The following is a 21,073-nucleotide window of genomic DNA, read 5'->3' as shown; positions in this document are numbered from 1 at the left end:
GTGTCATTCAATAATTATGGCGACTGGCACACCGCATTCGCGAGCAAGCCCGCTCCCACAGGGAATTTGTATGCTGCCTGACAGGTCGCGATGGCTGGTAAAAACCGCTATCGTCGCCGCCATTCGAAACGAGGCGAGCATGGGCTATCTACTTTTTGTCACGCTGATTCAGGCGTTTTCCTTCAGTTTGATCGGCGAGTACCTGGCCGGTCATGTCGACAGTTACTTCGCGGTGCTGGTGCGAGTGGTGCTGGCGGGGCTGGTGTTCATTCCGTTGACCCGCTGGCGTTCGGTTGAACCGGCGTTCATGCGCGGCATGCTGCTGATCGGCGCGTTGCAGTTCGGCGTGACTTACGTCTGCCTGTACCTGAGCTTTCGGGTGCTGACAGTGCCGGAGGTGTTGCTGTTCACCATCCTCACGCCGCTGCACGTGACCTTGATCGAAGACGCGCTGAACCGGCGCTTCAATCCGTGGGCATTGGTCGCGGCACTGGTGGCGGTGATGGGTGCGGCGGTGATTCGCTACGACCGGATCAACCCGGATTTCTTCATGGGGTTCCTGCTGCTGCAACTGGCCAACTTCACCTACGCCGCCGGACAGGTACTTTATAAACATCTGGTGGCGCGCTACCCGAGCGATTTGCCGCATTACCGGCGCTTTGGCTACTTCTACCTGGGGGCATTGGCGGTGGCGCTACCGGCGTTTCTGCTGTTCGGCAAACAGAACTTCCTGCCCGAAGCACCTCTGCAATGGGGCGTGCTGGTATTCCTCGGCCTGGTCTCGACGGCGCTCGGGTTGTACTGGTGGAACAAGGGCGCGTGCCTGGTGAATGGCGGGACGCTCGCGGTGATGAACAACCTGCATGTGCCGGTGGGGTTGCTGATCAATCTGCTGATCTGGAATCAGCATGAAGCGCTGGGGCGGTTGTTCCTGGGTGGGGCGGTGATTTTGATGGCGGTGTGGATTAGCCGGTTGGGTGTCAGGCGAGAACCGCAGCCGTTGCGGGAACGGTCATGACAGACTTGATCGCCGCCATCGAGCAGATCTACAAGCCCGCAGGTATGACGTTAACGGATGAAGCTCGGCGCGAGGAGGAGAGTGCCGACTACGGCGCCTGCCGCTTCGGACTCGATGGCCAGGTGATTGTCTTCCGAGTGGCGAAAACCACGCCGACCAAGATGGGTCAGTTCGTCACGTTGTGGAAGCGGCCAACGCCGACCAGCGAGATTGCACCGCTCGATAGCGGCGATGGCGTCGCCTTTGTGGTGGTGAGCGTTGCTGATGAAACCCATCGCGGGCAGTTTGTGTTTGACCGGGAGATATTGGCGGCCAAAGGGGTCATGTCGATTGATGGTGAAGGCGGCAAGCGAGCGATTCGCGTCTATCCGCCGTGGTCCAGGCCCGTCGCTAAACAGGCAGTCAGGACGCAGCAATGGCAGCTGAAGTATTTCCTCACGCTGGACCAAAGCGGTCATGCCGACCCCGTTCAGGTACGCCGACTTTTCAAAAAATAAACACTAACCCCCTGTGGGAGCGGGCTTGCTCGCGAAGAGGCCGTATCAGTCGACATTAATGTTGAATGACACACCGTATTCGCGAGCAAGCCCGCTCCCACAGGGATTTACGGTGTCACATGATGTGTTTTTCGGGTTCAGGGATATGGCTCGCGCCTAACATGGCCGGAAGCAACCCGGCCCGCAAATCCCCGCCACTTGGCTGCTGATACAAGCTCAAGCCAAACTCCGGCAACACCGCCAGCAAGTAATCGAAAATATCCCCCTGAATCCGCTCGTAATCCGCCCACGCGGTGGTGCGAGTGAAGCAGTAGATCTCGAGGGGAATGCCCTGCGCGGTAGTTTGCATCTGGCGGACCATGCAGGTCATGTTCGGCTGGATTTCCGGGTGACTCTTCAGATACGCCAGCGCATACGCGCGGAACGTCCCGATATTGGTCATCCGCCGACGGTTGGCCGACATCGCCGCCACATTACCCTGGGCTTCGTTCCAGGCCTTGAGTTCAGCCTGCTTGCGACTGATGTAGTCGGTCAGCAGATGCACCTGAGCCAGTTTTGCCTCTTCGTCGTCGCGCACAAACCGCACGCCACTGGCGTCGATGAACAGGCTGCGCTTGATCCGTCGTCCACCGGATTGCTGCATGCCGCGCCAGTTCTTGAACGACTCGGACATCAGGCGCCAGGTTGGAATCGAAACGATGGTCTTGTCGAAATTCTGCACTTTGACCGTGTGCAGCGTGATGTCGACCACGTCGCCGTCGGCGCCGACTTGCGGCATCTCGATCCAGTCGCCGACCCGCAGCATGTCATTGCTGGTCAGCTGCACGCTGGCGACGAACGACAGCAAGGTGTCTTTGTAGACCAACAGAATCACCGCCGACATGGCGCCCAGCCCTGACAGCAGCAATAGCGGCGAACGGTCGATCAGCGTGGCAACGATGATGATCGCGCCAAACACGTACAAGACCATTTTCGCCAGTTGTATGTAGCCTTTGATCGAGCGGGTACGGGCATGTTCGGTGCGCGCGTAGATGTCGAGCAGGGCGCTGAGCAGGGCACTGACCGCCAACAGCAAAAACAGAATGGTAAATGCCAGCGCCACATTGCCAAGGAAGATCAGACTGGTCTTGCCCAACTCCGGCACCAGGTGCAAGCCGAACTGGATCACCAGCGAGGGGGTGATCTGCGCCAGACGATGAAAGACCTTGTTATGCCGAAAGTCATTGATCCAGTGCAATGCCGGCTGGCGACCGAGTATTTTGGTCGCATGCAGAATGAGGAAGCGCGCCACTCGTCCGAGGACCAGCGCAACCACCAGCAATACCACCAACGCCAGGCTGGAATGCAGGAGGGGGTGCTGATCGAGGGCACCCCAAAGGTCTTGGACGTTGAGCCAGAGCTGTTTGATATCCATGGGTAAAAACGGTTCTTCTGTAGGACGCGACGGGGCGATTAGAGCATTTAAGACGCTTTGGATGACGTTTGAGGACAAAAGACGCAACAAAAAAGCCACTGTTTAGCGCCGTTTGTATAAAGAAACTCGGCCTGAGCGCTCGAAACCGTTACCCTATGCAGCTGTTTTTTTGTATTTCTTCGAGGTAGCACCCGTGTTTTCCCAATTCGCCCTGCACGAACGCCTGCTCAAAGCCGTGGCCGAGCTTAAATTTGTCGAGCCAACGCCTGTGCAAGCAGCGGCTATTCCGCTGGCGCTCCAAGGGCGTGACCTGCGGGTGACAGCGCAAACCGGCAGCGGCAAAACCGCTGCATTCGTTTTGCCGATCCTCAACCGCTTGATCGGCCCGGCTAAAGTCCGCGTCAGCATCAAGACCCTGATCCTGCTGCCGACCCGCGAGCTGGCCCAGCAGACCATCAAGGAAGTCGAGCGTTTCGCTCAGTTCACCTTCATCAAGTCTGGCCTGATTACCGGCGGTGAAGACTTCAAGGTCCAGGCCGCCATGCTGCGTAAGGTGCCGGACATCCTGATCGGTACGCCGGGCCGGATGATCGAGCAACTGAACGCCGGCAACCTCGACCTCAAGGAAGTCGAAGTACTGGTCCTCGACGAAGCCGACCGCATGCTCGACATGGGCTTTGCCGAAGACGTCCAGCGTCTGGTGGAAGAGTGCACCAACCGCCAGCAGACCATGCTGTTTTCCGCCACCACCGGTGGTTCGGGCCTGCGCGAGATGGTCGCCAAGGTACTGAACAACCCTGAGCACCTGCAGCTCAACAACGTCAGCGATCTGAATGCGACTACCCGTCAGCAGATCATCACCGCTGACCACAACCAGCACAAAGAACAGATCGTGAACTGGCTGCTGGCCAACGAGACCTACCAGAAGGCCATCGTGTTCACCAACACCCGGGCCATGGCCGACCGTATCTACGGCCGTCTGGTGGCGCAGGAATACAAAGCGTTCGTCCTGCACGGTGACAAAGACCAGAAGGATCGCAAGCTGGCCATCGACCGTCTGAAGCAGGGCGGCGTGAAAATCCTCGTCGCCACCGACGTCGCCGCTCGCGGCCTCGACGTGGAAGGCCTGGACCTGGTGATCAACTTCGACATGCCGCGCAGCGGCGACGAATACGTTCACCGCATCGGTCGTACCGGCCGCGCCGGCAACGATGGCCTGGCCATCTCGCTGATCTGCCACGGCGACTGGAACCTGATGTCGAGCGTCGAGCGCTACCTCAAGCAGAGCTTCGAGCGTCGCACCATCAAGGAAGTCAAAGGCACCTATGGCGGACCGAAAAAGGTCAAGGCCTCGGGCAAAGCCGTTGGCGTGAAGAAGAAAAAGGTCGACGCCAAGGGCGACAAGAAGAAAACCGGCGCCAAGGCCCCGACCAAACGCAAGATCGCCAACCGCCCGAAGACCGACGCCTTGTCGCTGGTCAGCAAGGACGGCATGGCGCCGCTCAAGCGCCGCAAGCCAGAAGCGCCGGCTGCTGAATAAGCAGTTCTGGCGACCCATAAAAAAACCGGACCAATGTCCGGTTTTTTTATGCCTGGGATTCCTGAGCCGGATCAACCCTCGGTTTTCTTCTCTGCGGAATCCAGCTCCTTCAATCGCTGATCGATCAACTGGCACTTGTCCGGCAGATCCTTGCTGGCCGTTCCCAGATCCATCTTCTGTAACTCGGCGTTGATCTCCTTGGCCTTGGCTGGGTTCTGCTCGGTGAGCTTGGTCACTTCCTTGGCCAATTGTTCGCGCTTGGCGGTGGCTTCCTCGGGTGTGCAGGCCCAAGCGGGGAGGGCGCAGGCGAGGGTGGCAGCGAGGGTGAGTTTGAGCAGGGTGGTTTTCATGAGCAGGGCCTCATTGATCAATGTCACGGCGTTATTGAGTGGAGGGTTTCTCCACCCAGAAAGTTCAGGCAGTGGACCCAAACCCGCGCGCTAGAGCGTCCGCCAAAAAACACCCTGAACGGCTTATTGACGCCAGAATGATGGCAACTTAACATCGCGCCATCACATTGATATCACTTCGCCGTTTCGAGGGACCGAACAGACCATTCGCACGCTGATGCAATGGTCGTTTACGCCACGCTTTGGACCTTCTGACCCAAGCGCGTATTTATCCCCTTATGACGTATTCGCTCTGCAAATGCCCCCAGCGTTTGCCGTGTCGGGAAGGCTGTGTCTGTGAATTGTTCATTCCATTCTTGCCGATCGAAACGAGACCTTTTGACATGGACGTTCGCCACTACGCCTTCCTCGCTGGCCAGCCTTCTGCTGCGGTCAAAAACCGTGAGCACTTCTGGGGCATGCCCAAGCGCGGGTTGGCGTTCCTGTTGGCCAACGTCATGTTCTGGCAGCCGATGTGGGCGCAAGCCGACGGGATTGTGGTGGCCACGCCGGGCACCAGTCTCGGTCAGGCGGGCAACGGGGTGCCGATCGTCAATATCGCCACACCGAATGGCAGCGGGCTGTCGCATAACCAGTTTCACGATTACAACGTCGGCACCCAGGGTGTGATCCTCAACAACGTCGCCAACCAGACCGGCGCGACGCAATTGGGCGGGATCATTGTCGGCAACCCCAACCTGACCAACCGGGTCGCGGCACAAACCATCCTCAACGAAGTGGTCGGCGGCAGCCCTAGCCAGTTGCGCGGTTACACCGAAGTAGCGGGGCAGTCGGCTCGAGTGATCGTCGCCAACCCCTATGGCATCAGTTGCAACGGTTGCGGCTTCATCAACACCCCGCGCGTGACCCTGACCACTGGCAAACCCGTGTTAGACGGCGGCGGCCGTCTGGATCGCTTCCAGGTCGATCAGGGCAGCATCGCCATCGAAGGCGCCGGGCTGAACGCCACTAATGTCGACCGCTTCGAGATCATCACCCGCAGCGCGAAAATCAACGCCGAGATTCAGGCGAACAACCTGACCATCGTCGCCGGTCGTAACGACGTCAACGCCGACAATCTCAACGCCACCGCCCGCGCGGACGACGGCAGCGGCAAACCAGGACTGGCTATCGATTCTTCGGCACTGGGCGGCATGTACGTCGGGGCGATCAAACTGGTGGGTACCGAAGCCGGGGTCGGGGTGAAACTCGACGGCAAATTGATCGCCAGCGGTGGCGACATCCAACTCGACGCCAACGGCCACTTGAGTCTTGTCGACACATCCGCCACGAACGGTGCAGTCAACGTCAAAGCCGCCAGCCTCGATGCGCGCGGCCCGGTCTATGCCGGCACCGCCGTCAACGTGCAAACCCAAGGCAACCTGACCAACCAGCAAACCCTCGCGGCCCGCGACAGCATCACCCTTAGCGCCGGCGGTGTACTGACCAACAACGGCATCATTGAAGCCGGGGTCAATGCCGACACCAGCCGCAACGCCAACGGCGATGTGAGCCTCAGCGCGCAGAACCTCAACAACACCGGCAAGACGGTGGTGGCCAGCCGTAATCTGACGGTCAATACGAGCCAGACCCTGAGCAACCAGAATGGCACGCTGAGCGCCGCGCAAACCGCCAACATCACCGCTGGGACCCTGGACAACCAGAACAATGGCCGGGTGCTGAGCAGCGGTGCGCTGAACGTGACGGCCAATCAGGTCCTCAACTCCCAGGGGGTGATCAACAGCACGGGGAGTTTGACGGGCACGATCGGCCAGTTGAACAACAGCAACGGTGAAGTTTCCAGTGCCAGCATCACTCGGCTTAACGCAACCACACTGAACAATCGCAGTGGTCAGGTCCTCGGCGACCTGGGTTTGAATATCGACCTCAGTGGCGCCCTGGATAACCGCGACGGGGTGTTGGGCTCGGGCAAGAGCGTGGATCTCAAAGCCGCCAGCCTCGACAACCGCGACACCGGTGTGGTGGTCAGCGACGGCAGCCTCACCACGCGCATCAGCGGTTTGCTGGATAACCAGAACGCGGGTGAAATCAGCGCCAAGGGCGCCATCGACGTGCGCAGCGGCAGCCTCGACAACCGCGGTGGCAAAGTCAGTGGTAAAGACACACTCACCATAAGCGGCAACTCTGCCGACAATCGCGGCGGAGTGATCCAGGCCGACAAACAGCTGAAATTGCAGATTGGCCAACTGGATAACCGCGACAAAGGCTTGATCAGCGGCAAGGCCGGTATCGCCTATGACGGTACTCGCCTGGACAACAGTGGCGGTTTGCTCAGTGCCATCGGCGCGGTCACCCTCGACGCCGATGAAGTGCAAAACTCGGCCGGGCGGATCTCCAGCCAAAGTGACCTCACCGCCACCATTGGTCTTGTGCAACAACAAGGCGGGGCATTGGTCGCCCAAGGCAATCTGAGCCTGACCGGCACCACCCTCGATAACAGCAATGGCGGCCTGGTCGGCACCACTAAAGCGCTGACGCTTAAAGTCGACGACATCGACAACCGCGCAGGCGAGCTCTCCAGCAGCCTGTTGCTGAAGATCGAAGGTCAACGCCTGGACAACAGCGATGGCGGGAAAATTTTTGCTGCTACCGATCTGAAAATGGTCGTAGCCAAACTGATCAATCAGAATAAAGGCCTGATCGTCGCCAAGGGCGCGACGACGCTGACCGGCACCACGCTGGATAATACCGGCGGCACCTTCGACAGCCTCAAGGGTTTGGTGATCACCCTCGACGATGCCTTGCTCAATGACCAGGGGCTGATCAGCACCGAAGGAGCTTTGACCGTCAATGCCGCCAGCCTCGACAACAGCGCCGGCAGCCTGGGCAGTGCCGGTGCGTTGTCCGTGACAAGTCGTGGCGCCTTACTCAATCTGGGTGGTTCGATCAGCACCGACAACACCTTGACTCTCAACAGTGTCAGCCTGGATAACAGCCAGAAAGGCCTGATATCCGGTAAAGACGCCACCCACGTCATCACTGGCAATGTTGATAACAGTCAGGGTGGTCGCCTCATCAGCGGCGCCACCCTGGAGCTCACCGCCAAGCACGTTAATAACGCCACCGGACGCATTGCCAGCCAGCAAGCGTTGACGGCCTCGGTCACCGGGCTCGACCAGCAGGTCGGTGAACTGTTCAGCCAAACCAGCCTGAGCCTGGACCTGAACAACGGTCAACTGAACAACCAAAGCGGTCTGATCAACGCGCCGTTGCTCGTGTTGAAAAACCTCAAGGACGTCAACAACCAGCACGGTGAAGTCTCCAGCGCTCAAGCCTTCACACTGACCGCTCAGAATCTGGACAACAGCAACGGCAAGTTGCTGAGCAATCAGGGGCTGACCCTGCGTATTGCACAAGCCCTGAACAACCTCAAGGGTGTGATTTCCGCAGCATCCCTGGATAGCCACAGCGACAGCCTCAACAACAGCGAAGGCTTGATCAGCAGTCACGACCGGCTGGAGCTGACCACTGACAACACGCTGGCTAACCAGAAAGGTGCGGTCATCGCTGACGGTGAACTGCTGCTCATTGCCGACACCCTGGACAATCTTGGCGGCGATATTGCCGGTAAGGCCGACGCCACCGTTCAGGTCAAAACCCTGAATAACCAGAAAGGCAAATTGATCACCACCGGTGTGCTCAAGCTGACCGCTGATACCCTCGACAACAGCGAAAAAGGTCTGCCGCCTCTGCATCACCCGAAGCCCGTGAGGCTTATAACCTGCTGATTGCGGAAAACGATGGCTTCCAGAATCTGCTGGCAGGTGCTACCACTGAGCACTCGGCAAGTGCAGTTGCGGATATCCTTGTTGAAAAGTGGGGGATGAGCCCCGAGCGTGCTGCAGCTGTTATGGCAGGCGTTATGACGCTTGCGGCTGGATTGGCTGCTGTTCGGGTTATACGCACCGGTAAGGATCCGACCAAGGTTGTTCCCCCGGCAGTGGATAGCCCATCCGGTCCAACAAAAAACCTCGCAGACGTCTGGACCCTGAAACCGACTGAGCGGGGTTCCACCATCGAATCGTACCTTGCTAAAAATGACTATTCACCTGAAAGCGGCTGGTACAACGTTGGCGCTGAAAGAAATGGATATTTTCCACTGGTCGATTTCCAAAACGGTAACACGCTTGTTAGTCTGAAATCGGTAGACACCACAGGTACAACATGGCTGAACCGTATGCAGGATCACATTATTGATCTAGGAACGAACGGAGCAAAAGTGAACGGTGTTCCAGCCAGTATGGCGCTTGATCTGCGTGTTCAGCCGGGGGGGGGCGGCGGCTGCGAAGTCGCTTATCGAATTTGGTCGAGAGTATAACGTGACAGTAATTGTCAAGGAGTTTAAGTGAAAGATAAAAGGCCGGAGAAGTTGAAGTTTGTTTTTGCTGCCGATTCGATAAGCGGCGAGCAGGTATTAGCTACCTTTATCGGCGCGTTAAATAAACTTGGCTTGCCTACGGTTTTTTCGATGCATGGAGTTGACGTTGGTGTGAAGGCACTTGAAAAAAACATATCGAAAAAAAAGTCCTGGCCTAGCGGCGTGGTATCGAACGGACTTGAACTTCGATTCGGCATCCTGCCTGCCTTAGCCCACAGCTTTCTGACCATACAAGAAGCAGGTTGTGCCAATAAGATTGCTTGGGAAGAACTGGTCGCGCCTTTTCTAAGTGTCAAAGGTCTTATTCAAGCGTGGATTTCAGATGTCGAATATGATTTTTGGCAAAATGCGAAAGACCCTATGGAGTACGCGTGTGCTGGACGCTCTTTTTCACAGCTTCCTCAAAAAACAAATGGTCTGCCTGCGCCTTTGACTCAAATGGAAATTGATACTTCTGGGAATCCCGGACGTATCGAACTTCGGCAAGGGTACGTAGAGGCCATTGGAAGCACTATGTGGCTGAGTGATTTGTTTTGGGAGAATGTCGGAAAGAATAGAGCGTCTACTTTATTGTTGTTGAGGGCACAGGGTTTTATAGTTTTCGAAGGAGCTGAGTTTGTTAAAGTTGTTGCGTCAGAAAGCTGCTTTCATGACGATAAAACAATAGAAAGGCAACGTACCCTCAGAGGGGTTTTGTTTGATTGAGACTGGTGCGGATGTGTAAAGAAAAAATGTTAATGGAGCAGATATATTTATTGCTTGGTAGTTCGATCATTAAATAAATCTGTCCCCTTATGCCTGATAACTTCAAGGGCCTATTCAATAAAGTGTTGCTTGGAATATAAATCAATTAAAGACCGAGCAATCTTTGCTGTAATCAATTCATGAAGGATTTCTGGAGGGGCACAATATTTTTCAGAATATTGGAAGGCTAGCTACTGATACTTCAATTTGGTCAGATTCCATTGTTGGTGCCAATGGCGGGGTGTCTATTTTGGACTATAAGTCTCGGGTGGAATTTGGTTGCAAATTACTAGGATACTCTAAGAGTCAAGGTTGTGCGCCATGAGTGGAATCATTTATCCTCGTCGTAAAGTTTTTCTGGCTTTTTTTCTTTGTCCGCTAGTACTTGGATTCATTGCCGGAATTATCAGAACAGTAGCAGTGCTCGCCGAGCTGGTGAATAATCCAAAATTGTTGGGTTCGGTGAGGGGCATTGAATTACTGTTAATGCCGTTTTTAACCCCTCTTTTCATACAATTAGCTTACTTTTTGCCGTTTCTGGGTTACGCATTGGCGATTGCATTAATTAAAGTCAAGAAAACACCGCGTAATTGTATGGTGGTTTCTTTTTTTGGAGGTTGTATAACAACGTTGTGGGTATTGTTGTTTATTTCGAATGTGGTGCAAAATATCAAGGGGGCTCAATACTCAGACTATGTTATTGAGCTTTTGATACTGTTCGTCGCATCGATGGCTACCTGTTGGTTAACGGCCTATTTCTTTTTGCCTGAGGGGAGTTATGTCGAAGATTAGATGTGGTAGGGGTGTTGGGATAGCATTGGATCGTTGATTGTGGTCTGTCCGACATTGCTTCCACAGTAGAAAATAGAAAAGGGGACGGATTTATTTTTTGGCTTGTGCAGAAAATAAATCTGTCCCCTTTTCTCCACAATGAGCTGATGCAAATTCTTCCGCTACTCGAACCGCATCGTACCGAACTGCTCGGTGTCGTGGTCGAGTAGACCTACAACTGGTATTGGCTGGTCGATGGCCTCAAGGCAGCCGGCTCTTTCAATGGGGGCCGGCCGGTTACCATCGACTTCAAGAACGCCCCGGGAGGTGTTTGATGGTGCAGGAACAGGATTTGTTGCAAGAGATCGGGCAACTGTTGGTTGACGCAGGCCCCGAAAGTGCCAATGTAATTGTCGTAAGAGCCGAGTTGTATCCAGAAGGTGACACTTGTAAGTACGAATTCGACTATGTCGATAGTAGCGACAAGACTGATTGGTTCAGGCCGCCCGCTCGTGCGGTAGGCGATTTAACAGAACTTTTGGTTAAGTTAAGAAATGGATCGCTTTTAAGTGGAGAAGTTGTTTGGACGAAATGTGAAATAAATTTCGATGTTCTGCGTAATAAGCTGAAGATCAATTACGGATATGACGAGATTGTTTGAAAGGCGGGGACATCCCCTGAGGGATCCCCACAAATCTACTCCAACGCCTGCGCCTGTTGATGGGGGATAAACGGGGCAGACCACATTTATCCTGAGAAAGAGGCAGTGCTTTTTCGATTCAACGTGTTCTGTCCCCGATTTTCGCGCTGTCCCTCACGTTGCAAGCGCCTGGTTTAGCCAGCCCCCGTCGTCAATTACCTATTTTCGAATGGATCCATTCATTGACGCCAGAATAGTGGCCCTCTAATATCGCGCCACTATTTTGCTATCAGTCTCCATTCGAGGGATCGAACATGTACCCACCCGCCCTCGTGGCGAGGTTGTGCCTGGCTTTGCTGTGCCTTTCTCCGCTGAATCTTGCTCACGCCGCCCCCACTCCCGGTGAAACCGATCTGATCCGCGAACGTCAGGATCGCTTGCTCGAAGAGCAGCGTCGGCGTCTCGAAGAACTCAAGGAATTACCCGGCAAGGAAGCCAAACCCGCGCAACCGACGGCCCCGGCCGACGCGCGTTGTTTCCCCATCAAGGACATCGAGCTCAAAGGCGCCGACAGTCTCTCGGACAGCGATAAAAATCGCCTGCTCAAGCCTTATATCGGTCAGTGCCTGGGCGTCACGCAGCTCAACGAACTGCTGAAAGTCATCACCGACCACTACATCGAAAAAGGCCTGGTCACCAGCCGTGCCTACCTGCCGCAGCAGGATTTGTCCGGCGGGCATCTGAAGGTGCTGGTGGTCGAAGGCAAGCTCGAAGGGTTGAAAGGCGCGGAGGGCAGCAAGCTGTCCGACCGCGAGTTGGGCATGGCTTTTCCCGGCAAGACTGGCGAGTTGGTCAACCTGCGGGAAATTGAGCAACTGGTCGATCAGCTCAACCGTTTGCCATCGAATCAGGCGCAGATGGAGTTGGCGCCGGGCAAGAACGTCGGCGGTAGCGAAGTGCTGGTCAAGAACACGCCGCAGAAGCCTTGGCGTGCCGGGTTGTCCCGCAGTAATGACGGCCAGCGCAGCACCGGCGAGCAGCAGTGGGGCACGACGTTTGATTGGGACAGCCCGCTGGGCCTGGCCGATCAACTGATGTTGCGCGGCGGTCACGATGCCATGACCGATCACCAGCACACCTCCAACAACGCGATGCTCAATTACAACCTGCCGTGGGGCTGGTGGAACTTCAATTACACCTACAGCCAGAGTGAATACCGCTCGCAGGCTCAAGCCAATGGCTTCAATTTCAAGCAGACCGGCGATAGCGAAAACCATCAGCTGCGCGCCGAGCGGGTGATCCATCGCGATGCCGTGAGCAAGACATCCCTCAGCACCGGTCTCTCTTACCTGCGCACCAACAACTTCATCGAAGACAGCAAGCTCAAGCTGAGCAGCAACCGCATCAGCGAAGCGCAGTTCGGCATCAACCACGGTCGGCGAGTCGGCAGCGCGTTCGTCAACATTGACCTCGGCATGCAACAAGGCATCGGCGCGTTCGATGCGCAGGGCAACGGTCACCCAGGCCCCGGCGAACCGAATGCGCTCTACCGCAAATACACCGCCACCGCGAGCTACCTGCAACCGTTCAAGGTGTGGGGCGAGTCGTTCAGTTTCAGTAGCCTGATGACCGGCCAGCGCAGTGAAGACGTGCTGTTCAGCCCGCAGCGCACCAGCCTCGGCGGGCAGTCGTCGATCCGTGGTTACAAGGATCAATCCTTGTCCGGCGACAGCGGCGGTTACTGGCGCAACGACCTGCGCTGGACCCGCCCGGTGACACTGGAATGGCTGCGCCCGGCGTTCGCCGAGTACGGCACCAGCCTCGGCTACGACCAGGGCGTGATCCGTGGCGATCGCTACAACGGCGATCAGCACGGGCGCATGTCCAGCAACTCGGTGGAGTTGTTTGCACGCGGTCAGCATCTGGCCGCCAGCGTGACGTTTGCCCATTCCCTCGAACGTCCGGACACCCTGACCGAGCGCGAAGCGCCGATCTATTTCCGCGTGGATTTCTTCCTCTAAGTTTTGCTTTAACGAGATTCAAATCATGGACGTTCGCCATCACGCCTTCCTCGCACGCCAGCCTTCTGCGGACCTGAAAACCCGAGAACACTTCTGGGGCATGCCCAAACGCGGGTTGGCGTTCCTGTTGGCCAACGTCATGTTCTGGCAGCCGATGTGGGCGCAGGCCGACGGGATTGTGGTGGCCACGCCAGGTACCAGCCTCGGGCAAGCGGGTAACGGTGTGCCGATCATCCAGATCGCCACGCCCAACGGCAGCGGCCTGTCGCATAACCAGTTTCACGATTACAACGTCGGCACCCAGGGTGTGATCCTCAACAATGTCGCCAACCAGACCGGCGCGACGCAGTTGGGCGGGATCATTGTCGGCAACCCCAACCTCACCAACCGGATCGCGGCACAAACCATCCTCAACGAAGTGATCGGCGGCAGCCCTAGCCAGTTGCGCGGTTACACCGAAGTGGCGGGGCAGTCGGCGCGAGTGATCGTCGCCAACCCCTATGGCATCAGCTGCAACGGTTGCGGCTTCATCAACACGCCGCGCGTGACCCTGACCACCGGCAAACCGGTGCTGGACAACGGTCGACTGGATCGCTTTCAGGTGGATCAGGGCAGCGTCTCCATCGACGGTGCCGGGTTGAATGCCAACAACGTCGACAGCTTCGAAATCATCACCCGTAGCGCGAAGATCAATGCCGAGATTCAGGCGAAGAACCTGACGATTGTCGCCGGTCGCAACGACGTCAACGCCGACAGCCTCAACGCCACCGCTCGCGCCGATGACGGCAGTGCCAAACCGCAATTGGCCATCGACTCTTCTGCGTTGGGCGGCATGTACGCCGGGGCGATCAAACTGGTGGGCACCGAAGCCGGGGTCGGGGTGAAACTCGACGGCAACCTGGCGGCTAGTGGTGGAGATATCCAGCTCGATGCCAACGGTCATCTGAGCCTTGCGCAGGCTTCTGCGGCGGGCGCGGTGAACGTCAAAGCGACCAGCCTTGATGCTAGCGGCCCGGTTTACGCCGGCACCGCCGTCAACGTACAAACCCAGGGCAACCTGACCAACCAGCAAAGCCTCGCGGCCCGGGACAGCATCACCCTTAGCGCCGGCGGTGTACTGACCAACAACGGCATCATTGAAGCCGGGGTCAACGCCGACACCAGCCGCAACGCCAACGGCGATGTGAGCCTGAGTGCGCAGAACTTCAACAACACCGGCAAGAGCGTGGTGGCCAGCCGCAACCTGACGGTCAATACCGCACAGACGTTGAATAACCAGGGCGGCACCGTAAGCGGGCAGCAAAAAACCAGCATCACTGCCACTACCCTGGACAACCGGAACACTGGTCGGGTGCTCGGCAGCGGTGCATTGGAGCTGAAAGCCACGCAGGTGCTCAACACTAAAGGGGTAATCACCAGCAACGGCAACCTCTCGGCGAATCTCGGCCACCTGAACAACCACGATGGCGAAGTCTCCAGCGCAGGCAACACCACCGTCACCGCCACGACGCTGGACAACAGTGATGGTCAGGTAACGGGCGACGTTGCACTGAACATCGGTTTGATCGGTGCTCTGAATAACCAGAACGGTGTACTGGGTTCCGGCCAAAGCGTGAGCATCAGTGCTGCCAGCCTGGATAACAGCCATGACGGCAGCCTGGTCAGTGATGGCAGTCTCACCGCGCGCATCAATGGTCTGTTCGACAACCAGAATGGCAACCTGAGCGCCAAAGGCGTGGTCGACCTTCAGGTCGGCAGTCTCGACAACCGCAATGGCAGCCTGATCGGCAAGGATCGGCTGACCCTGCGCAGCGATTCGCTGGACAACCGCACCGGCAAAGTACGCGCTGGCAAAGACCTGCAACTGACCGTCGGACAACTCGATAACCGTCAGCAAGGTCTGCTCAACAGCCAGGCCGCCATCAACTTCAATGGCACTCATCTGGATAACCGCGGCGGCTTACTCAGCGCGGCGGGTCCGGTGCAACTGGAGGCCGCCAGCGTCGACAACAGCAGCGGTCGTATCTCCAGCAAAACCGATCTGACGGCCAAGGTTGCGCAGTTCACCAACCAGGGCGGCGAACTGGTCGCCCAAGGGATGTTGACCCTCAAAGGCAAAGGGCTCGATAACCGCAACGGAGGACTGGTAGGCGCGACAAAAGCGCTGAAACTCAACGTCGATGAGGTGGACAATCGCGGCGGCGAAATCTCCAGCGCCGTTGATGTGGCCATCGAAGGCCAAAGCCTGAACAACAGTGACAACGGCAAGATCCTGGCCGGCACCGAACTGGGCCTGAAAGTGGCGCAGATCATCAACCAGACCCAGGGGCTGTTGTTCGGCAAGGGCGCCACGACAGTGACCGGCCAGAGCCTGGACAACAGCGGCGGCAGCCTTGTCGCTCAGCTTGGGTTGGATATCCGCCTCGACCAAGCCTTGAGCAACATCGAAGGCCTGATCAGCAGTGAAGGCACTTTGACGGTCAATGCGGCCAGCCTCGACAGCACCCGCGGCAGCGTGTCGAGCGCCGGCGCGCTGGCGCTGACCACGACGGGAGCGCTGAACAATCAGGGCGGTTCGATCACCACCGACAGCGGCCTGACCCTCAACAGCCAAAGCCTGAACAACAGCCAGAACGGCCTGATCAGTGGCAAGAACACGACCGCCGTCACCACCGGTACGTTCGACAACACTCAGGGCGGCCAATTTATCAGCGGCGATACCCTCGACCTGACCGCGACCCAAGTCAGCAACGGTGTTGCCAGCCGAATCGCCAGCGATAAGGCCCTGACTGCCAGTGTCACCGGTTTCGATCAGCAGGGCGGTCAACTGTTCAGCAAAACCTCGCTGAGCCTGGACTTGAACCAGGGCCAACTGAACAACCAGAACGGGCTGATCAACGCGCCGTTGCTGATGTTGAAAAACCTCAAGGACGTCAACAACCAGCACGGTGAAATCTCCAGCGCTCAGGCCTTCACTCTGACCGCGCAGAATCTGGATAACAGCAACGGCAAATTGATCAGCAATCAGGCTTTGACCCTGCACATCGATCAACTGCTCGCCAGCATCAAGGGCCTGATTGCCGCACAGACCCTGGAGGTGCACAGCGCCCGTCTGGACAACACCGGCGGCTTGATCAGTAGTCGCGGCGCCCTCGGGGTGACGGTAGACGGTCAACTCGTCAATCAAGACGGCACGTTCATCGCTGACGGTGACGTGCACATCAGCGCTGATAGCCTGGACAACACCCGTGGCCAGATCGCCGGTAAAACCGATGTCACGGCCAGCGTCGCGACCCTGAACAACCAGGGCGGTCAGTTGATCGCAACCGGTGGACTCACTCTGACGGGCATCAACCTCGATAACCGGTTTGGCGGCCTGGTCGGTGCGACCAACGCCCTGCACCTGAACGTGGAATCGGTCGACAACCGCGGTGGTGAATTGTCGAGCAAGTCAGATGTGACCCTGGTCGGCAACCGTCTGGATAACAGCGATGGCGGCCAGGTGTTCGCCGAAGGCGCACTGGTGCTGACGGTTAATCAGGTGATCAACCGCGCCAAGGGCCTGCTCTCGGGCAAGGCCGATCTGACACTGACCGGCCGCGATCTCGATAACAGTGACGGCTCTGTGTTGAGTCAGAAAAAACTATCGCTCGATCTCACGGGTGACCTGAACAATAGCCAGGGCCTGCTCAGCGCTGAAGGGATGCTCGGGGTCACAGCCGCCAGCCTGACCAACACCCTGGGCAGCGTTTCCGCTGCCGGGCCGCTGACGTTGACCACCAGCGGCGCGGTACTCAATCAGGGCGGCGAAATCGTCACTGACGCAGGTATCACACTCAACAGCGCCAGCCTGGATAACCGCAACAAAGGGAGCATCAGCGGCAAGGGCGCGGTGATCGTCAACACCGGCGCACTGGATAACAGCCACACCGGTCGATTGAACAGCGGGGCCAGTCTGGACCTGACGGCCACCCAACTGACTAACCAGGATGGCGGTCGCATCGCCAGTGTCGGTGCGCTGACTGCCAGCGTCACCGGCCTTGATCAGCAAGGCGGGCAACTGTTCAGCAACACGTCCCTGGTGCTGGATCTGAACAAGGGTCAGCTGAACAACCAGAATGGCCTGATCAGCGCGCCATTGCTGATGCTCAAGAACCTCACCGACATCAACAACGATGGCGGCGAAATCTCCAGCGCCGAGGCCTTCACGCTCGCCGCTCGTAGCCTGGACAACAGCAATGGCAAACTGCTGAGCAATCAGAATCTGACCCTGCGCATCGATCAGGCACTGACCAACCTCAAAGGCCTTATCGCCGCCGCGGCACTTGACGTCAAAGCCGCCAGCCTGGACAACAGCGGCGGCACCTTGACCAGCCGTGCCAATCTCGACCTGAACCTCGACGGGCTGTTGACTAACCAGAATCTGGGACTGATCAACGCCACCACCGGGCTGACGATCAACAGCAGCGGCCTCAATAACCAGAACGGTTCTTTGCTGGGCAGCGCGATTGCCATCGACTTCGGCTCCGTTACCGGCGACCTGAACAACAGCGGCGGTCTGATCACCACCGCAGGCTTGCTGAGCATCCAGCACCTGCGCGACCTGAACAATCGCAGCGGCGAAATCTCCAGCAGCCAAAGCCTCAACCTGACATCCCGCGCCCTGGATAACAGCGGCGGCAAACTGATCAGCAGCAACTTGCTGACGGTCAACGCCGACACAGTACTCAACCAGGGCGGCCTGATCTCTGGCTGGCAGGGCCTGAACCTCACCAGCAACAACCTGGACAACCGCAACAAAGGCACGCTGTCGAGTCACGACAGCGATGTGGTCGTCAGCGTCAGCGGTGCGATTCTCAACAGCGGCGAAGGTGCGCTGGTCAGCCAGAAAACCCTGAGCGTCAATGCGGCAAGCCTGGACAACAGCAACGGCGGCATCCTCTCCAGTGGTGGCGCCCAGACCCTGACCCTCAGCGGTCTGCTCAACAACGCTCAGGGCGGCTTGATCGACAGCGGCGCGACCCTGGCCATGCAGGCCATGACCCTGGGTAATGCCGGCGGCTCGGTCAACGCAAAACAGGACCTCAGTTTCACCGGCACCACACTGGATAACACTGGCGGCAACCTGATCGGCAACGCTGCCGTCACCCTCGACCTGCTCGGTGCCCTGACCAACACCAACGGCAAACTGGCCAGCGCCGGCCCGCTGCGGGTGCAACGCACCACACACATCAATAACCAGGGCGGCCAACTCGCCAGCCAAGGCTTGATGACCCTGCTTACCGGTGACCTGGACAACCGCAATCTCGGCACTATCGCGGCCAATGATCTACTGACCATCACCACGGGTGGTACGCTGCAGAACAGCGCCGACGGCCAGATCTACAGCCAGAATGGCGACCTGCAAATCCAGGCCGCCAGCCTCACCAACGCCAAGGGCACCCTGCAAAGCCAAGGGGCTTTGAACCTCACCATCAGCGGTGATATCGACAACCAGAGCGGTCGGATCGTCGCCAAGGACGGTGACCTGTCCATCAAGGCCGGCAACCTCGATAACCGCGGCGGCGTGCTCGCCAGTCTGCAAGCAGCATTCACGGCCAACCTGACCGGCGTGCTGAAAAACGGCTATGACCTGAACAACAACCGCCGCAGCGGCGTCACCCAGGCCCAGCGCCTGAACCTGACTGTGCTGGCCGGCATCGACAACTACGGCGGGCGTATCGCTGCGCAAAGCGGCGACGCGATCATCGCCACCGGCAACTTCGACAACCGCAACGGCGGTCTCTACGCCAAAGGCAAGGTCAACGTCACCGGCAACAATTTTGACAACAGCGGCGACAACGATGGCCAGATCGCCGGTCAACAGATCGACCTCAACCTCAGCGGCGCGTTGAACAACCGTCTGGGCATCATCGAGAGCGACAGCACCTTATCGATCAAGGCGGCCAGCCTCGATAACCAGACCGGTCAACTGCGTGCACTTGGCACCAGTGGCAAAACCAACTTTCAGATCGGCGGCCTGTTCGACAACCGCAACGGCACCCTGGAAAGCGCCAACAGCGACCTGAGCATGGCGGTTGGCAGCTTCCTCAACGGTGGCGGCAGTCTGCTGCACGTGGGCAACGGCACCTTCGACATTTCCACTGCCAACGTCACCGGCGCTGGTGGCTCGATCGTCACCCGCGGCGGCTTGACCCTCAACGCCGACAGCTGGAGCAACAGCAACGTCATCCAGGCCGGACGCCTGAACGTCAACGTCAATAACTTCAGCCAGACCGCCAGCGGCCAACTGCTCGCTTCCACCAGCCTCGTCGGTACCGGCGGCAATTGGTACAACGATGGACTGATCGCCAGTGACGGCACGCTAAGCCTCAACCTCGGCGGTACATACTGGGGCAATGGCCGGCTCAGCAGCCTCGGAACGCTCGGACTGAGTGCCGCGCAAGTGAACCTCAACGCCGCTTCGACCATCGCCGGCGGCGGTGACACCTCGGTGACGGTGGGGGGCCAATTGAGCAATGTCGGTCGCCTGACCTCGGCGACTAACCTGACCGTCAACGCGGGGGGTATCTACAACCAGGGCGCGCTGGGCAGCGGTCAAGCGCTGACCGTGACCACCGGCTCGCTGGTCAATGACCGCGGGCTGATCTTCAGCGGCGGCAACATGAGCCTGCGGGTCAATGCGCTGAACAACAGCTACGCCAACATCTACAGCCTGGGCAATCTCACGATTGACCGTAATGGGCAAGGCGCCCAGGCCGACAGCATCGTCAACAGTTCGGCGTCGATTCAAAGCGACGGCAGCATGAGCCTGGCGGCGAGCACGATACAGAACATCCGGGCGCTGTTGACCATCAGTAATGGCGGTATCTACACCGCCAGGATTGATGAGGGTGCGTGCTACCGGCCGGGTTACCACAATGACTGCGGCGGCGGCAAGGAAACTCATACCTGGGATATCACCCAGCGTGAAAAACTGGAAGTGACCGCCGCCAGTGCGGCGTCCAGCATCACCGCTGGCGGTAATCTGAACATCAACGGCGGCGACCTGTTCAACCAGAGCAGCACCATCGCCACCAGCGGCAACCTCACCGCTACGCTGAACAACCTGACCAACACCGGCGTAGAGACCAACGATACCGAAACGGTGCGGGTGTACCGCAGCAAACGGGACAACGGCGCCGGCAGCTGGCTTGATGCCGCCAGCGCCTTCACCAATCAGTACTGGTTTGCCAGCAGCGGTTATGACGCCAACCACCTCACCGGCCTGGAAGCGGCAATGGCCGACTTCATCGGCACCACCGAAGTCGAGATGCCCGAGTTCCGCCAGGTCACCCAGTTGGCCACCGGCGATCAGAGCTATGCCGCCATTATCCAGGCTGCGGGTGCAGTCAACATCAACGCCCAGAACAACATCGACAACAGCGTCGTACGCCCTGGCTACAGCTACGTGGGCAGTGGTCCCCGTACGGGCACCGGAGCTTCGGGCAGCCAGTTCTCCACGCGCATTACCGTTAATCAGCAACTGCCGCCCAACCTGGCCCAACAGCAAGTCAATCCACTGACCTTGCCCGGCTTCGCTCTACCCACCGGGCAGAACGGCCTGTTCCGCCTGAGCGGCCAAGACAGCAGCACGCCAG

General features: G+C 58.1%; 12 protein-coding genes. 10 read left to right on the top strand and 2 right to left on the bottom strand.

What is annotated here, in order from left to right:
• Positions 1-139: 139 nt before the first annotated feature.
• Both KGB03_RS28620 and KGB03_RS28615 read left to right on the top strand, forming a co-directional pair.
• Complete coding sequence (locus tag KGB03_RS28620; RefSeq protein WP_223530586.1) at positions 140-1,018, top strand: carboxylate/amino acid/amine transporter; 879 nt, start codon at positions 140-142, stop codon at positions 1,016-1,018.
• Positions 1,015-1,515, top strand: coding sequence for a MepB family protein (locus tag KGB03_RS28615; protein ID WP_218536426.1), 501 nt, complete (start codon positions 1,015-1,017; stop codon positions 1,513-1,515). The genes KGB03_RS28620 and KGB03_RS28615 overlap by 4 nt, the downstream gene beginning before the upstream one ends.
• 115 nt (positions 1,516-1,630) lie before the next feature.
• On the opposite strand, the gene KGB03_RS28610 is transcribed toward KGB03_RS28615, so the two are convergent.
• Positions 1,631-2,929: a mechanosensitive ion channel family protein gene (locus tag KGB03_RS28610; RefSeq protein ID WP_223530584.1), complete on the bottom strand. Its 1,299-nt coding sequence runs from the start codon at positions 2,927-2,929 to the stop codon at positions 1,631-1,633.
• Positions 2,930-3,122: 193 nt separating this feature from the next.
• On the opposite strand from KGB03_RS28610, the gene KGB03_RS28605 reads away from it, so the two are divergent.
• A complete protein-coding gene (locus tag KGB03_RS28605) occupies positions 3,123-4,469 on the top strand; it encodes a DEAD/DEAH box helicase (RefSeq protein WP_008153197.1) in 1,347 nt (448 codons plus the stop codon).
• A 71-nt stretch (positions 4,470-4,540) separates the two neighbouring features.
• Here the strand turns inward: KGB03_RS28605 and KGB03_RS28600 are convergent, their stop codons facing one another.
• Positions 4,541-4,819: a hypothetical protein gene (locus KGB03_RS28600; protein WP_223530582.1), complete on the bottom strand. Its 279-nt coding sequence runs from the start codon at positions 4,817-4,819 to the stop codon at positions 4,541-4,543.
• Between the two features lie 383 nt (positions 4,820-5,202).
• Between KGB03_RS28600 and KGB03_RS28595 the strand changes: the two genes are divergently transcribed.
• From KGB03_RS28595 to KGB03_RS28565, 7 genes are all read left to right on the top strand, one after another.
• Complete coding sequence (locus KGB03_RS28595; protein WP_317851247.1) at positions 5,203-8,607, top strand: filamentous hemagglutinin N-terminal domain-containing protein; 3,405 nt, start codon at positions 5,203-5,205, stop codon at positions 8,605-8,607.
• A gap of 95 nt (positions 8,608-8,702) precedes the next feature.
• Positions 8,703-9,197 (top strand): hypothetical protein, encoded by a 495-nt coding sequence (locus tag KGB03_RS28590; protein WP_223530580.1) that lies wholly within the window; start codon positions 8,703-8,705, stop codon positions 9,195-9,197.
• Between the two features lie 27 nt (positions 9,198-9,224).
• A complete protein-coding gene (locus KGB03_RS28585; protein ID WP_111452707.1) occupies positions 9,225-9,962 on the top strand; it encodes a hypothetical protein in 738 nt (245 codons plus the stop codon).
• Positions 9,963-10,322: 360 nt separating this feature from the next.
• Positions 10,323-10,793: a hypothetical protein gene (locus KGB03_RS28580; protein ID WP_223530578.1), complete on the top strand. Its 471-nt coding sequence runs from the start codon at positions 10,323-10,325 to the stop codon at positions 10,791-10,793.
• A 313-nt stretch (positions 10,794-11,106) separates the two neighbouring features.
• Positions 11,107-11,433, top strand: a complete 327-nt coding sequence (locus tag KGB03_RS28575; protein WP_165934050.1) for a hypothetical protein — start codon at positions 11,107-11,109, stop codon at positions 11,431-11,433.
• Between the two features lie 293 nt (positions 11,434-11,726).
• Positions 11,727-13,433, top strand: a complete 1,707-nt coding sequence (locus KGB03_RS28570) for a ShlB/FhaC/HecB family hemolysin secretion/activation protein (protein ID WP_223530576.1) — start codon at positions 11,727-11,729, stop codon at positions 13,431-13,433.
• A 25-nt stretch (positions 13,434-13,458) separates the two neighbouring features.
• Positions 13,459-21,073: filamentous hemagglutinin N-terminal domain-containing protein (locus KGB03_RS28565; RefSeq protein WP_223530574.1), on the top strand; the 7,615-nt coding region annotated here is incomplete at its 3' end.

It is taken from the genome of Pseudomonas sp. BF-B-26 (assembly GCF_019956495.1).
Classification (GTDB): domain Bacteria; phylum Pseudomonadota; class Gammaproteobacteria; order Pseudomonadales; family Pseudomonadaceae; genus Aquipseudomonas.
Note: the sequence above shows the minus strand (reverse complement) of the source record. Positions and strands in the feature narration are given on the sequence as shown.

Coding starts and splice junctions, on each gene's coding strand:
- KGB03_RS28620 (WP_223530586.1), top strand. CDS start 140: ATGGGCTATCTACTTTTTGTCACGCTGATTCAGGCGTTTTCCTTCAGT.
- KGB03_RS28615 (WP_218536426.1), top strand. CDS start 1,015: ATGACAGACTTGATCGCCGCCATCGAGCAGATCTACAAGCCCGCAGGT.
- KGB03_RS28610 (WP_223530584.1), bottom strand. CDS start 2,929: ATGGATATCAAACAGCTCTGGCTCAACGTCCAAGACCTTTGGGGTGCC.
- KGB03_RS28600 (WP_223530582.1), bottom strand. CDS start 4,819: ATGAAAACCACCCTGCTCAAACTCACCCTCGCTGCCACCCTCGCCTGC.
- KGB03_RS28595 (WP_317851247.1), top strand. CDS start 5,203: ATGGACGTTCGCCACTACGCCTTCCTCGCTGGCCAGCCTTCTGCTGCG.
- KGB03_RS28590 (WP_223530580.1), top strand. CDS start 8,703: ATGAGCCCCGAGCGTGCTGCAGCTGTTATGGCAGGCGTTATGACGCTT.
- KGB03_RS28580 (WP_223530578.1), top strand. CDS start 10,323: ATGAGTGGAATCATTTATCCTCGTCGTAAAGTTTTTCTGGCTTTTTTT.
- KGB03_RS28575 (WP_165934050.1), top strand. CDS start 11,107: ATGGTGCAGGAACAGGATTTGTTGCAAGAGATCGGGCAACTGTTGGTT.
- KGB03_RS28570 (WP_223530576.1), top strand. CDS start 11,727: ATGTACCCACCCGCCCTCGTGGCGAGGTTGTGCCTGGCTTTGCTGTGC.